Consider the following 13,757-nt stretch of genomic DNA (forward strand, 5'->3'; position numbering starts at 1 on the left):
TTAGGCCCGTGCGAGGAAATTGAGCACCAGCTGATTAAAACTGTCGGCATGTTCCCACTGCGCCCAGTGGCCGCAGTCGCGGTAAATATGCAGCTCAGAGCCGGCGATCCCGGCGAGCAGGCGCAGCCCGGCGTCCATCGGCACGAAGCGGTCGTTGCGTCCCCAGACGATCAGAGTTGGCGCAGCGATCTCGCCCAGCCGCGGACCAAAGTCAGGGAACTGCTTCGGGTTGGCTTCGAGGCTCTTGACGAAGTTGTCCAGATGGTCGCGGCGCGACAGCATATTGTTCAGCCGCGCCTCGAACAGCGCGTCAGTGAGGTCGCGGGTGTCAAAGACGAAAATGCTCATCATCTTCTTCAGGTTTTCAATGGTCGGCTCGCGGTACAGGGCGTTCAGCAGCTTGATGCCCTCCGTCGGCATCGGCGTGAACAGGCTCATGCCGCCGGTCCCCCCGCCCATCAGCACCAGCTTAGCCACCCGCTCCGGCCAGCTCAGGGTGAAGGCCACTGCGCTGTGGCCGCCCATCGAGTTGCCCAGCAGATGGACTTTATCGATCCCCAGCTGATCGACCACGCTTTTCAAAATGCGGGCGTTGAGATCCGAACGCGAGCCGCTGTTGACGATCGAATCGCTCTTCCCCCACCCCGGACAGTCGAGGAGCAGCACGCGATAGCCCGCCTCGACCAGCGGGTCAATATTGCGGCTGAAGTTGGCCCAGCCGGTAGCCCCCGGCCCGGAGCCGTGGAGCATCACCACGGTCTCTTTCCCGTCGCCGCAGTCATTGATATGGATACGCAGCGTGCGGCCCCCTTCGTCGACGTTGAGGAATCGGCTGGTGGCGGCTTCGGTTTGCGGTTGATAGCTCATGTTAGTCTCCCGGTTAATCAAATCTCGGTGGTGGCGCTCAGCGAGCCGAATCCGGCGATCCACTCGGGGATCGGCCGGTAATAGCGGCCTTCGCTACGCCAGCGGCCAAAAGCGGATAGCGCGGCAAAGGCGGCCACCCAGGTCTTAATTTCGTGCGTCGATTTGCCGGCCATCGCCGACAGCTCGTCGTTGCCGATCGCGTCCAGTTCGCTCAGCCGCCCCTGCTCCAGCAGGCTCATAAAGCGGTTGTCCCACACCGGATTAAGGGGATGGAGCGAGCGCGGGTCCTCGGTAAACCGGCGGGCGGCGCTGATCACCCGCTGCTGGCGCAGCTCGCGTTCGTCCGGCGGCAGCTGTTTGCCGCTGCCGAGCAGGCGGTGGCGCAGATGGGCGTCGGCCTTCGCCAGCTCCGGCACAGGCGGCTGGTGCGACAGCCCGCCAGAGCCGAGGATCAGCACCCGCTTATTGAGGGTGTTGAGGAAGCGGCCCATCGCCTCGCCAAGCTGCCGGGTGCGTTGAAAGCCCGGTAGCGGCGCGGCGACGCCGTTAATAAACACCGGCAGCACCGGCAGGCGATCCAGCCCACCCAGCAAAAACTCCAGCGGCTGGGCGAAGCCATGGTCCACCTGCATGTTGTACGACACTGCCAGGTCGATACCGCTGTTGAGCACGGCGTGAGCGCAGGCTTCCGCCAGCTCGGTGGGCACCGGCAGAACGCCGGCGGCGCTGGCGAAGTCGCCGATGGCGGTGGCGCCGACGCCGAGGCAGAACGGCGGCATCACGTCATAGAAAAAACCGTTGTAGTGATCGGGGGCGAAGAGCACCACCAGTTCGGGATCGAATTCAGCGATCCGCCGCCGGGCGTCGGCAATCACCCCGTTGACCTCATCAAGGACCGCCTGCTCCGGGTCAACGAATCCCACCAGCGGGGTGTGCGACAGACAGTGCAGATAGGCATGCATATCAGGCCACCTTCTCTTCAGCGTGGGCGGTATCCCCGGCTGCGAGGGTCATTTTTTCCGCCAGGGCGGTCAGCTGCGCGCCGAGGGTTTGCGGGATAGCGAGGGCGGCGACAAAGCGGTCCGGCCTGACCACGGCGATGGCGGTGTGATGTTGCGCAAACCAGCTCTTCAGTCGGTTTTGTTTATCCCCTACCCGCAGCGTGCCCGGAGCGTTATCCTGCTCGCGGTGGATCTGCACCTCCGGCACCACCTGAATAAAGCGCACCCCTATCGCGCGCCAGCGGGCGATCTGCCCGGCGTCGAGCCCCCACTGCGGGTTGCAGCCCCAGCCGATAATGGCGAAATTCGCCCCGATAACCTCGTCGAGCAGGAGGCTCTCGCCATTCTCCAGCGTCACCTGCGGTTGAATAAACATTTTGCCCACCGGCGAGGATTTACCTGCGCCGTCGGTCAGCAGCGCCCCCTCGCGATACTGCGGCATCGGCTTAAAGCGCATTTCGAGGAAGTAACGTTTCACCGGCGGCAGGTAGTTCAGCAGCCACGAGAGGCCATCGCGCACGGCCCCCTGCCAGCGCTTCGGCGGCGCCAGCACGTGGCCGGCGGTCACCGACAGGTCAATCATCGCCTTCGCGTGGTCGCGACGCTCCTGCTGGTAGCTGTCAAGCAACGCCTCTCCCGCTTTGCCGTTGACCACCAGCGCCAGCTTCCACGCCAGGTTGAAGGCGTCGCGCATGCCGCTGTTGTATCCCTGGCCCTGCCAGACCGGCATGATGTGCGCGGCGTCGCCGGCCAGCAGCACCCGGTCAATGCGAAAGCGCTCGGCAAGGCGCGCGTTATGGGTGTAGACCCGCTGGCGGATCAGTTCGACGCGATCCGGGTCCGGTAGCACTTTGCTCAGCAGGCGGCGCATATTGTGCGGCTCGCTGAGCTGGGCTTCGGTTTCCCCGGGCATCACCATAAATTCAAAGCGGCGCACGCCGTGTGGCAGCGCAGCGGAAACAAAGGGCCGCACCGGGTCGCAGCACAGATAGATGTGCGGGGTGGCCAGCGGGTCGTTGGCAATATCGATGACAATCCACTGATTCGGCGCGGTCTTGCCTTCAAAGGGGACGTTCAGCGTACGGCGAATAAAGCTGGCGCCGCCGTCGCAGGCCACCAGCCAGTCCGCGCGCACCGTCTCCCGCTCGCCGTCCGGCCCTTTGATATTTAACGTGACACTGTCACTGTTCTGACTAAAGGCTTCCACCTCGCGGGAGAAGAGGCAACGGACCTGTGGGAAACGCTGCAGGCCGTGATACATCACCGCATCCACCTGCGGCTGGATAAAGGCGTTGCGCCGCGACCAGCCAAACTCATCGGTCATCGGCTGGATGTCGGCAAAGCAGCGGCCCTTCGGGGTCAGAAAGCGCATGGCGTGCCACGGCGTGGTGTGCGGCAGCACGTCATCCACCAGCCCCACCGCCTGCATCGCCCGCAGCGATTCATCGTCAATACCGATGGCCCGCGGGTAATCGATCAGTTTGTCGAGTTTTTCCACCAGCAGCACGCTGATGCCCATCTGGCCAAGGTAGTTGGCCATCATCAGGCCTACCGGACCGGCGCCGGCGATGGCGACCTGGGCGGTATGCTGCACGGCGGGTTGAATATCGGGTGTAGATGTTGTCATTCTCAGCGACCTCACGACTCGGAAACGGCCAGACCGGCAGGCCATTTGTTAATCATGTGTAAACGTATTTTTATAATGGGCTGAGTATAGGGCGGGGGTTTTCGGCTACAATCAAAACATCATCGAATGTGCACCAGGTGCACGCCACTGTTTATAAAGCATTTTCAGGAAGGTTTTATGCATAACGATGGGTCCACAGCGTACAAAACGGTGCGCGGATTAAGCCGGGGTTTATTGTTATTAAAATTGTTAAATAAATTCGACGGCGGCGCGACGCCGGGCCTGCTGGCGGAGTTTAGCGGCCTGCATCGCACCACCGTGCGCCGGCTGCTGGAGACGCTACAGGAGGAGGGTTTTGTCCGCCGCAGCCGCTCCGATGACAGCTTTCGTCTGACCATTAACGTCCGCCAGCTGAGCGACGGATTTCGTGACGAACATTGGATTTCTGCCCTCGCCACGCCGCTGCTCGGCGAGCTGCTGCGCGAAGTACAGTGGCCGACGGACATCACCACCCTCGACGTCGACGCCATGGTGGTGCGCGAAACCACCCACCGTTTCAGTCGGCTGTCGTTTCACCGGGCGATGGTCGGACGGCGACTGCCGCTGCTGCTCACCGCCTCCGGTCTGACGTGGCTGGCCTTTGCTCCCGACGCGGAGCGCGACGCCATTCTCAGCATGCTGGCCGCCCGTCCGGAGGCGGAGTATCAGCTGGCCCGCGAACCGGAACGGCTGGCGGCAATCCTCGCCCGCACCCGCCAGAACGGCTATGGAGAAAACTACCGCGGCTGGCGGCAGGAGGAGAAAATCGCCTCTATCGCCGTGCCGGTCTGCAGCCAGCAGCGGGTCATCGGCTGCCTCAACCTGGTCTATATCGCCAGCGCCATGACCATTGAGCAGGCGGCGCAAAAGCATCTCTCTACGCTGCAGAGGGTGGCGGGCCAGATAGAGGCGCGCATGGAGGATCAAGAAGTGTGGTACGAAATGCCTTGATCGTAGTGAGGGTAAACGCGATCAATCATTGCGCCCGGCGTCGTTATATAATTTAATACACAACGAATTTTTCACGCCATTCGGGCCAGATCATGCCAAAACACCCCTTACTGCTGGGCCTGACGCTGCTCAGCGCCAGCCTGTTCACCGGTCAGGCCTTCGCCGACCGCACTGTCACCGACCAGCTGGGTCGCCAGGTCACCCTCCCCAACCACGTCACCCGCGTCGTGGTTCTGCAGCATCAGACGCTCAACCTGCTTGTGCAACTGCATGCCGCTGAGGATATCGTCGGCGTCTTAAGCAGCTGGAAGAAACAGCTCGGGCCGCAGTTCGCCCGCTTTATGCCCGAGATCGGGCAACTGGCGACCCCGGGCGATCTCACTCAGGTCAATATTGAAAGCCTGCTGGCGCTGCGTCCGCAGGTGGTTTTCGTCGCCAACTATGCGCCGCCGGCGATGATCGCGCGGATCCAACAGGCCGGGATCCCGGTGGTGGCCATTTCGCTGCGCCAGGATGCCGCCGGGGAAAAAAGTAAAATGAACCCCACCATGGCTGACGAGGAGCAGTCCTATAACGCCGGACTGGTAGAGGGGATCCGCCTTATCGGCGAGGTCGTCGAACGCCAGCCCGAGGCCGAGGCGCTGATTCACTACACCTTTGAGGCGCGTAAGCAAGCCAATGCGCCGGTGGCCGATATTCCCCAGAACCAGCGGGTGCGGGTGTATATGGCCAACCCCGATCTGAATACCTACGGCGCCGGCAAATACACCGGTCTGATGATGGCGCACGCCGGGGCGCTGAACGTGGCGGCCGCCAGCGTAACAGGCGCCCGTCAGGTGTCGCTGGAGCAGGTGCTGGCGTGGAACCCGCAGGTGATCTTCGTCCAGGACCGTTATCCGCAGGTGGTCAAACAGATAGAGAACGACCCGCAGTGGCAGGCGATCGATGCGGTGAAACATCACCGCGTGTGGCTGATGCCGGAGTACGCCAAAGCCTGGGGTTACCCGATGCCGGAGGCCCTGGCGCTGGGCGAGCTGTGGATGGCGAAAAAACTCTACCCTTCGCGTTACCAGAACATCGATGTGGACAGTAAAGCCAGGGATTACTATCAACGCTTTTACCGCGTAGCGTGGACGCCAGATGCCCGCTAACCACCGTCCCTGGCTGTTGCAGGGCAGCCTGGCGCTGGCGACGCTGGCGATCGCAGTCGCCTCTCTCTGTTTCGGCCAGTTCCCGTTAAGCCTGAGCGCCGTTGGCCACACCCTGATCCATCTCCCACCAGGCGAAGGGGTGATCGGACAGATCGTCTGGTCGGTTCGCCTGCCGCGCGTGGTCATAGCTTTGCTGGCCGGGGGCGCGCTGGGGCTGTGCGGCGCTACCTTACAGGGCGTGTTCCAGAACCCGCTGGTCGACCCGCACATCATCGGAGTGACCTCTGGCTCCGCCTTCGGCGGCACGCTGGCGATCCTGTTGGGCGTCGGCGGCCTGCTGATGATGGCCTCGACCTTTTTCTTTGGCCTCGTCGCGCTGGGGCTGATTTACGCCCTCGCCGCCCTGCAGGGGCGGGACAGCACGCTGGGGCTGATTCTGTCCGGGATCATCCTCAGCGGCTTCTTCGCCGCGCTGGTCAGCCTGATGCAGTACCTCGCCGACAGCGAAGAGACGTTACCGAACATTGTCTTCTGGCTGCTCGGCAGCTTCGCAACCGCCAGCTGGCATAAGGTACTGCTCATGATCCTGCCCATGGCGGTGGCCGCCGGGGTGTTGTGGAAGCTGCGCTGGCGAATCAATCTGTTGGCGCTGGAGGAGCGCGATGCCCGCAGTCTTGGCGTTCCGGTGGCCGCGCTGCGTCGCGCCGTGCTGGTCTGCTGCGCGGTGCTGGTGGCAGCGCAAGTGGCGGTCAGCGGCAGCATCGCCTGGATGGGACTGGTGGTCCCGCACCTCGCCCGTCTGCTGGTGGGCGCCGACCATCGTCGCCTGCTGCCCGCCGCCTTCTGGCTCGGCGCCGCCCTGATGCTGGTGGTGGACGATATGGCGCGCACGCTGACGCAGGCGGAGATCCCGATCGGGATCATCACAGCCCTGCTCGGCGCGCCGCTGTTTACCTTGTTGCTGGTGCAATCCCGACGCCGGAATACGCTCCAATGAACCGCTCATTGTCGCTGGAAGCGCTACGTTACGGCCACCGTCAGCCGCTCTTCACCCCGCTCACGCTGGCCTGCCGTCCCGGCGAGATCTGGGCGGTGCTGGGCGCCAATGGCCGGGGAAAAAGTACTCTGCTGGATACCCTGACCGGCGTGCTGCCGCCGCTGAGCGGCCGGGCGCAGTGCGAGGGCGGCGTCGCCCTGGTTCCGCAGTCGTTTCGTCCCGCTTTCCGCTGGCGAGTGAGCGATGTGGTGCTGATGGGCCGCGCCCGGCACGTGGATCTCTTTGCCCAGCCGGACGAGGAGGATGCCCGGAGGGTTGAGCAGGCGCTGGCGCAGCTGGGGATTGCCGCCCTGGCCGGGGATGACTTCGACGCGCTCTCCGGCGGCCAGCAGCAGCTGGTGCTGATTGCCCGCGCGCTGGTCAGCGCCAGTCAGAATATCCTGCTGGATGAGCCCTGCTCGGCGCTGGATCTCGGTAACCAGCAGGTGGTGCTCCAGCTGATCGACGACCTCGCTCACCGCCAGACGCGCACCGTCCTGTTCACCACTCATGATCCGAATCATGCGCTACAGGTGGCCAGCCATACGCTGCTGCTTCTGCCGGAGGGCCAGTGGCTGGCGGGCGAGACTGCCGAAGTGCTGAGCGAAACGCACCTCCGGCAAGCATACGGCCTGCCAGTACGTCTGATCTACCATCCCGCGTCCGCGTCCCCTCTGCTGGCGCCGGGGTTTACTCTGCGTCGCTGAACGGCATAAAACCCGCCTGCCGGAGATACCCCTGGCCAACGTCGCCGAGGATAAAGCGATACAGGGCCAGCGCGGCGGGATCGGCACTGAGGCGCGCCAACTGGTAATCGCAGCGAATATTCCACGCTGCCGGGATGGTCAGGGTACGCAGATCGTCGCAGGAGGCCAGCGCGGGGGCATAGTGCGCGTAGCCGATAAACAGATCCGCCAGATTCTGGCGAATGAGCCACGCGCCGGCTATCTCTCCCGGCGGCACGCTCAGTGAGTCTCTGCCGCCGACCAGCGGCTGCGCCCGCCCGGCCATCGCGTTGCCCAACCCAGGACAGCGCGCCTCGATTCGGGCAAACAGTTGCCAGGTGTAATCTCCTGACGGATCGCATCCCGGCGTGGAGGTCGCCAGCCGCAGGCGGGGCGTGCTGAGCAGCGCCAGCCAGTCCAGGCCATCGTTGTCTCGCGACCGCATGGCGGTCAGCATCAGCTGATTGCCGGCAAATCCCTGGCATTCCTGCGCCAGACCCGCCTGGAGCAGCGCCTGCGGGTGCGCCGCGTTGGCGGAAGCAAAAACCGCGCACGGGGTCCCGGCCTCGATCCGCTCGCGCAGCAGGCCGGCAGGGCCAAACTGCGCATCGACCGCCAGGCCAGTCTGCTGCTGAAAGTACGCCACCAGCGGCAGAAAAGCGCTTTTCAGGCTTCCCGCCGCCAGCAGCGTGAGAGGAGTGGACATTATAGATCGTCGCTATAAACCGGATAATATAGCGCTATATTACCCGGTTTGCCGCCACGTCAGTAGCGAATTTCCGCCAGCGCCCGGAGCTGTTCAGGGGTGGCTACCGGCAGGTCGAAAAAGCGCAGATAGGCGGGGATCATTTCAAACAGCATGTCGGTCCCGCGCTGGATGGGGCACTGTCGCGCCTGGGCGGCCCTCAGCAGCGGGGTATACTCCTGGGTCATCACCACCTCCCCCACCCAGGTGCCAGGCGCCAGACGGTCCACGTCCAGCGGCAGCGGATCGCTGACCTTCATCCCCAGCGGCGTGGCGTTAACCACCAGCTCGTGTCCGGCCGGATCGCGCTGCATCAGGGTGATATCGAGCTGCGGATAGTGCTGATGCAGCCGTCCGGCGAGAGCGTGCGCCACCTCCGGTCGGGTATCGTACAGGGTCAGAGCGCTAACCCCTGCCGCCGCGAGAGAGGCGGCGATAGCCGACCCCACTCCGCCGTTGCCGACCACCAGCGCCCGCGTCCCCTCAGGATGAAATCCTTTGCGGCGCAGGCCCAGCACAAAGCCGTCGCCATCGAACATGTCCCCGGAGAGGCTGCCGTCCGCCTCGCGACGGATGGCGTTACAGGCGCCGGCGATAGCCGCCGTCGGGCTCAGGCGCTGCACCAGCTCGCAGGTGGCGATTTTATGCGGCATCGTCACCAGCGCGCCGATGATATTGGTCATCGTAAACAGCGGCGGAATAAACGCGGCATAGTCCTCCGGTTTGACCCCCATCGGCACCACCTTCACGTCCACCTGCTGGTCGACAAACCACGGGTTGTAGATCATCGGCGCCTTAAAACTGGCGGTCGGATAGCCAAGATGCGCTATCAGCCGCGTATTCCCACTAATCACCATGCCTTGCTCCTTTGTTTACTGCGATAACTCGATACGTTTGACGTCGCCGAGGATAAACAGATAGGCCACCACACCCAGCAGCGCGGCGCCGCCGATGTAGATCAACGCGTAGAAGAAATTGCCGAACCCGGCGACGATAAAGCCGATCACCAGCGGGGTGAGGATCCCCGCGAGGTTGGCGCAAAAGTTGAACAGGCCACCGGTAAGTCCGCCCAGCCCCTTCGGGGCGATGTCGGAGATCAGCGTCCAGCCGAGGCCCACCATCCCCTGGCCAAAAAAGGCAAACGACATCACCAGGATCACCGCCAGGTCACTCTGCAGCCAGTTGGCGGAGATGATACAGCTGGCCATCAGCAGGCCAGCGACGATCGGCAGCTTACGCCCCAGGTTGGCCGACCCGGTGGCTTTGAGCAGCTTGTCGGAGATCCAGCCGCCAAACATCACCCCACCGGCGGCGGCGACAAACGGCAGGATGGAAAAGAAACCAACCTTCAGCCACGGCATATGGCGTTCGGTGGCCAGCCAGGTCGGGAACCAGGTGAGAAAGAACACCAGCACGGTATTGCCGGCAAACTGACCGATGCTGGCGCCGATGATCTGGCGTTTGCTCAGCAGCTGGCGGACCAGCGGCCAGCTGAACGCCACCTGCTGGTCCGTCGGGGCGCTCAGGCCGCCGCCGTTTTCGATATGCTCACGCTCCTTCTGGCTGAGACGAGGATCTTCATGCGGTTCGCGGTAGCAGCGCCACCACACCAGGGCAAACAGAATGCCAACCGCGCCGACGCTGACGAACAGCACCCGCCAGCCGAAGCCATCCATGATCCAGAACAGCAGCGGGGCAAAGCAGGCCAGCCCAAGATACTCCCCCACGGTGTACACCGCCGTGGCCTTCGCGCGCTCCTGCTGCGGGAACCAGGCGCTGACCACCCGGCTATTGACCGGAAAGCACGGCGCTTCGCTGACGCCAAGCCCGAAACGGCACAGCAGCAGCGTTTTCAGCCCCACCGCCATGCCGTGGAACAGGGTAAAGAGCGACCACAGGGTCAGCGACAGAAAATAGGTGACTTTGTTGCCAAAGCGGTCAAGAAACAGCCCGCCGGGGATTTGCGCCAGGGCGTAGGTCCAGGCGAAAGCGGAGAAAAGTATCCCCATGATCGCTGGATCGATCCCCAGCTCAGCGGTGAGCTTTGGGGCGGCGATCCCCAGCACGGTGCGGTCGAGGTAGTTGATCATGGTGCCGATGGCCAGCAGCGCAAGAATGCCGATGCGCCGCCGGGAGCGGCGCGCGGTGACGGCCGGCTGGGCGGCAGCCGTCGGGTTAGGGCTATATGAGCTCATAGTCAGTTCCTGTCTCGGGTACAGAGGGTGTTGTTATTGTGTTTCAGGCATAATGAACCATTTGATTCAGGCTAACAATACTGCATCGCCGCCAGGCGGACGGCCGCATTCGCCGCGCCATAGAGCGCGTAGCCTGCCCGTCGTTCGGTTAATTCAAAGAAGAAGCGCCCGGCGGTGAAGGGCCGGGTATACAGGTGCAGGAACGCCCCGCCCTGCGGATCGCGGTCGTAGAGAAGCTGCCGCCGCTGGAGCTGCCCGACGTCCAACTCGCCGCCAAAACGCGCCAGCAGATCGTCATAGTAATTGGCCGGGATCGGCAGCGCATGGCCGGCAACCGCGGCGAGCTGGTCGCAGGTGGCCGGCAGATCGCGGCAGGCAAAGGCGGCATGCTGCAGCCCCGCCCCCTGGTAGCAGGCGACCGATCGGGCGATCTGCGTCGCCCGGCTCTGGGAGATATTCAGCGCCAGGCGGATATCGCCCTGCGGGCTGCGCACCGCCAGACTGCGCACCAGTCCATAGGGGTCCGGCAGCGTCTGCTCATGTTCAAGGGTAAAGCCAAACACCGTGCGGAAGAACATCACCCAGTTGTCGCGGCTGTCTGCCTCCATGCCCAGCGCCAGATGGTCGATACCGAGGTAATCTTCGCGCACCGTCAAACCGTCGCGCAGGAGAAAATCGCGCTCGTAGATCGCCTCTCCGGCGTCGATCAGATAGACCAGGCTGCCGTCAGGGGCGCAGATCGCCGGGATAGGCGTCTCGTTCGGCCCGGCGTCGCCCTGCCAGGTGGCATACCCCAGCGCGCGGGCGCGAGCGACAATCGGCGCACTGCTGTCGACCCGCAGCGCCATCGCACAGAGCGATACCCCATGGCGTTGATAAAAGTGATCGGCCCAGCTGTGGGGCTGATGGTTAATCACGATCCGCGCCCCGCCGTTGCGCCACAGCGTGACCTGTTTGGAGCGGTGGCTTCCCTCGTGCTGAAAACCCAAAGCCTGCAGATGCTGCCCCAGGCGCTGCGCCTCGGCGACGCTGGCGGCGAATTCAATAAACTCCAGCCCGTGATAGTTCGGCAACGGCGGCGGTGAAAACAGATCGGCATCGCACGCCGGGAGCCGGCGTCGAGTCTGCTCCTCCAGCCACAGCAGCGAACGATAACCATCTTTGGCCGTCGCGCCGTTTGGCGAGGCGCGAAAACCGTCATTAAAGATCTCCAGCGACCAGGGACCGCGATAGCCGCAGCGGGTGATCTGCTCGGCAAACGCCTCCAGCGGCAGCTCCCCCTGCCCGGGGAAGCAGCGGAAATGGCGACTCCACTCCAGGAGATCCATTTTCATATACGGCGCATCGGCGAGCTGAACGAAGGTGATTTTCTCCACCGGCACCGATGGCAGCGCGTCGAGGGTGTCGCCCCGGGCCAGGATATGGAAGCTGTCGAGCACCAGGCCCAGCGCCGGGCTGTCCACCTGCTGCACCCGCTCCCAGGCCTGATGCCAGCGGTTCACATGGGTTCCCCAGGCCAGCGCCTCATAGCCGATTACGATCCCCTCCTCTTCCGCCAACGTGGCCAGCGCCCGCAGGTCCGCCACCTGCAGTTCGCTATCCGCCGAGCAGTCCGGCTGCACATTGCTGCACAACAGCAGCGTGTCGCAGCCCAGCTCGCGCATCAGCGCAAATTTGCGTCTGGCGCGGGTCATATTGGCCGCAAACTGCGCCCGGCTGGCGCCTTCAAAATCGCGAAAGGGTTGAAAAAGCGTGATTTTTAACCCTAAATCGGCGGCCAGCTGGCGGATTTCCGCCGGCGTCCCCGTATAATAGAGCAGATCGTTCTCGAAAATTTCCACACCCTGATAGCCCGCCGCCGCAATAGCGTGCAGCTTCTCTGGCAGGGTGCCGGAAATCGAAACGGTGGCGATAGAGCGCAGCATAAGGTCCTCGGGTCAATAGCTGACGTGAGTCTTGAATATGTATCATTTGGTTCATTTGCGCCATACCAGGTTGCTAAATTGTGATCATTATGTGTATTTTTTGTCACCCAAGAAAAAGGAGTTGCCATGACCGTCGTTGCTCATGATGAAGCACAATCTCTGAAGGAGCGGATCTTCAGCGCCGCTATCGCCGTCTTTGCCGAACACGGGCTGTCAGGCGCCCGCATGGAGCAGATCGCCACCGAGGCGCAGACCACCAAGCGCATGGTGGTCTACTACTTCAAAAGCAAAGAGCAGCTCTATCAGGAGGTGCTGCAGCATGTGTATGCGCGGATCCGCGAAACCGAGCAGCAGTTGGGGCTGGAGAATGTGCCGCCGGTAGAGGCGCTGGTGCGGCTGGTGCGCTGGAGCGTGCGCTATCACGCCACCCATGCGGACTATATGCGGGTGATTTGCATGGAGAACATGCAGCGCGGCAAGTGGCTGAAGGCCTCAGGGGATCTGAAGCCGCTGAATCGAACCGCCCTGTCGATTCTGGAAGACATTTTGCAACGCGGCCAACAGCAGGGCGTCTTTCAGGCGGGGCTGGAAGCGCGCGATGTCCACCGGTTGATCAGCAGCTTCAGCTTTTATCAGGTGTCGAATTTCTACACCTTCAGCAGTCTGTACCTTGACGATCCGCTGCCCGCCATTGACGATGAAGCGATGGTGGCCCACCACTGCGACATTGCCGTCCGGGCGGTGGTCCGCTTTGTGATTTCCTGACCCGCCGGCGAAAGGCGTCAGTGTCCGGAGAGGGCGTGAATGACCTTCGCCATCGCCTCCTCGGTGAGCGGTGAACGCTGGATTTTGCTGTTCGCCAGCGAGGTGCGCAACACGCCGGCGATGACAATGTGTTTCGGCTCCTGACCAAGGTCACGCATCTCCAGCACCACTTTGCCCACCACGCGGCACATTTCCTGGTACAGCTCGTCGTCTTTCGCTTTATTTCCCATTGAGTCTGGCTCGCATTTTCTCATTATCAATCAAATCATTATTGATAGATTTTTCCGGCAACGCAAATCATCCCACCGTTAACGGCTCAATGGGGTATTTTAGCGCCTCATGATGTCAGTAAAATCCCTTTCTTACGCCCCTTTTCATGCCGCCTGATGAAATATTGTGTTGCGTAGTTATATGCATAACGTGCCGGTTTTGTTACGCGTTTTGTCCATAATTTGAAACGAGGTTTTTATTTTCCTTTTTGATTTCGGCAGCGTATAATGCGCTTCGATTCTTTCTTGAATGGTTTCAGCGCATTGGACTGCATGATAAAACGCATAACACCTTGCCACATTTCATGGGCTGAACCGCCAGCACACATTCTTCTGCACGCTTCAGGGTTGTCACCTATCCTTAGGGCGTGGCTTAGCAACTTTCGTAATACAGGTTTGGCTCCCCGGCAGTGCGCCCGCGGAGCGAGAATTCCATATCCTTCACAACTTAAAGACTAAAA

The 13,757-nt window shown here is 62.4% G+C and carries 15 protein-coding genes; 6 read left to right on the top strand and 9 right to left on the bottom strand.

The features are described 5' to 3' along the window. Genes mhpC through ACLEXF_RS06120 form a run of 3 tightly spaced genes read right to left on the bottom strand, consistent with a single transcriptional unit; the run spans nucleotide 1 to nucleotide 3,495 of the window. A complete protein-coding gene (gene mhpC, locus ACLEXF_RS06110) occupies nucleotides 1–867 on the bottom strand; it encodes a 2-hydroxy-6-oxonona-2,4-dienedioate hydrolase (protein WP_053810240.1) in 867 nt (288 codons plus the stop codon). A 17-nt stretch (nucleotides 868–884) separates the two neighbouring features. Then, complete coding sequence (mhpB, locus tag ACLEXF_RS06115; RefSeq protein ID WP_117263214.1) at nucleotides 885–1,829, bottom strand: 2,3-dihydroxyphenylpropionate/2,3-dihydroxicinnamic acid 1,2-dioxygenase; 945 nt, start codon at nucleotides 1,827–1,829, stop codon at nucleotides 885–887. A 1-nt stretch (nucleotide 1,830) separates the two neighbouring features. Beyond that, nucleotides 1,831–3,495, bottom strand: a complete 1,665-nt coding sequence (locus tag ACLEXF_RS06120; RefSeq protein WP_423265746.1) for a bifunctional 3-(3-hydroxy-phenyl)propionate/3-hydroxycinnamic acid hydroxylase — start codon at nucleotides 3,493–3,495, stop codon at nucleotides 1,831–1,833. Between the two features lie 177 nt (nucleotides 3,496–3,672). Between ACLEXF_RS06120 and ACLEXF_RS06125 the strand changes: the two genes are divergently transcribed. The 4 genes from ACLEXF_RS06125 to ACLEXF_RS06140 all read left to right on the top strand — a co-directional run bounded on the left by ACLEXF_RS06125 (nucleotide 3,673) and on the right by ACLEXF_RS06140 (nucleotide 7,379). Then, complete coding sequence (locus ACLEXF_RS06125; protein ID WP_126494279.1) at nucleotides 3,673–4,485, top strand: DNA-binding transcriptional regulator; 813 nt, start codon at nucleotides 3,673–3,675, stop codon at nucleotides 4,483–4,485. Nucleotides 4,486–4,577: 92 nt separating this feature from the next. After that, nucleotides 4,578–5,636: an ABC transporter substrate-binding protein gene (locus ACLEXF_RS06130; RefSeq protein ID WP_065904607.1), complete on the top strand. Its 1,059-nt coding sequence runs from the start codon at nucleotides 4,578–4,580 to the stop codon at nucleotides 5,634–5,636. After that, nucleotides 5,626–6,633 (top strand): FecCD family ABC transporter permease, encoded by a 1,008-nt coding sequence (locus ACLEXF_RS06135; RefSeq protein ID WP_004203061.1) that lies wholly within the window; start codon nucleotides 5,626–5,628, stop codon nucleotides 6,631–6,633. The genes ACLEXF_RS06130 and ACLEXF_RS06135 overlap by 11 nt, the downstream gene beginning before the upstream one ends. After that, on the top strand, nucleotides 6,630–7,379 hold the full coding sequence (locus ACLEXF_RS06140) for an ABC transporter ATP-binding protein (protein ID WP_126494278.1): 750 nt from the start codon (nucleotides 6,630–6,632) through the stop codon (nucleotides 7,377–7,379). The genes ACLEXF_RS06135 and ACLEXF_RS06140 overlap by 4 nt, the downstream gene beginning before the upstream one ends. On the opposite strand, the gene ACLEXF_RS06145 is transcribed toward ACLEXF_RS06140, so the two are convergent. From ACLEXF_RS06145 to ACLEXF_RS06160, 4 genes are all read right to left on the bottom strand, one after another. Then, entirely contained in the window at nucleotides 7,363–8,106 is a 744-nt protein-coding gene (locus tag ACLEXF_RS06145; protein ID WP_126494277.1) for a substrate-binding domain-containing protein, read from the bottom strand. The genes ACLEXF_RS06140 and ACLEXF_RS06145 overlap by 17 nt on opposite strands. Before the next feature lie 56 nt (nucleotides 8,107–8,162). After that, a complete protein-coding gene (locus ACLEXF_RS06150) occupies nucleotides 8,163–8,999 on the bottom strand; it encodes a shikimate dehydrogenase family protein (RefSeq protein WP_032456243.1) in 837 nt (278 codons plus the stop codon). Between the two features lie 15 nt (nucleotides 9,000–9,014). Then, nucleotides 9,015–10,337 carry an MFS transporter gene (locus ACLEXF_RS06155; RefSeq protein ID WP_126494276.1) on the bottom strand — a complete coding sequence of 441 codons (1,323 nt, stop codon included), beginning with the start codon at nucleotides 10,335–10,337 and terminating at the stop codon, nucleotides 9,015–9,017. A 71-nt stretch (nucleotides 10,338–10,408) separates the two neighbouring features. Further along, on the bottom strand, nucleotides 10,409–12,262 hold the full coding sequence (locus ACLEXF_RS06160; protein ID WP_017900844.1) for a bifunctional sugar phosphate isomerase/epimerase/4-hydroxyphenylpyruvate dioxygenase family protein: 1,854 nt from the start codon (nucleotides 12,260–12,262) through the stop codon (nucleotides 10,409–10,411). Nucleotides 12,263–12,388: 126 nt separating this feature from the next. On the opposite strand from ACLEXF_RS06160, the gene ACLEXF_RS06165 reads away from it, so the two are divergent. After that, nucleotides 12,389–13,027: a TetR/AcrR family transcriptional regulator gene (locus ACLEXF_RS06165; RefSeq protein WP_048324593.1), complete on the top strand. Its 639-nt coding sequence runs from the start codon at nucleotides 12,389–12,391 to the stop codon at nucleotides 13,025–13,027. 17 nt (nucleotides 13,028–13,044) lie between these two features. Here the strand turns inward: ACLEXF_RS06165 and fumD are convergent, their stop codons facing one another. Next, entirely contained in the window at nucleotides 13,045–13,257 is a 213-nt protein-coding gene (gene fumD / locus ACLEXF_RS06170) for a fumarate hydratase FumD (protein WP_004203074.1), read from the bottom strand. A gap of 236 nt (nucleotides 13,258–13,493) precedes the next feature. Continuing rightward, a complete protein-coding gene (locus ACLEXF_RS06175; protein ID WP_004217210.1) occupies nucleotides 13,494–13,625 on the bottom strand; it encodes a hypothetical protein in 132 nt (43 codons plus the stop codon). Between ACLEXF_RS06175 and ACLEXF_RS06180 the strand changes: the two genes are divergently transcribed. After that, entirely contained in the window at nucleotides 13,570–13,755 is a 186-nt protein-coding gene (locus ACLEXF_RS06180) for a hypothetical protein (protein WP_418133804.1), read from the top strand. The two genes, ACLEXF_RS06175 and ACLEXF_RS06180, sit on opposite strands and share 56 nt — an antisense overlap. The last annotated feature ends 2 nt before the right edge of the window (nucleotides 13,756–13,757 follow it).

This window comes from Klebsiella pneumoniae complex sp. WS1778 (genome assembly GCF_049472055.1).
In the GTDB taxonomy this organism is placed as follows: Bacteria; Pseudomonadota; Gammaproteobacteria; order Enterobacterales; family Enterobacteriaceae; genus Klebsiella; species Klebsiella quasipneumoniae.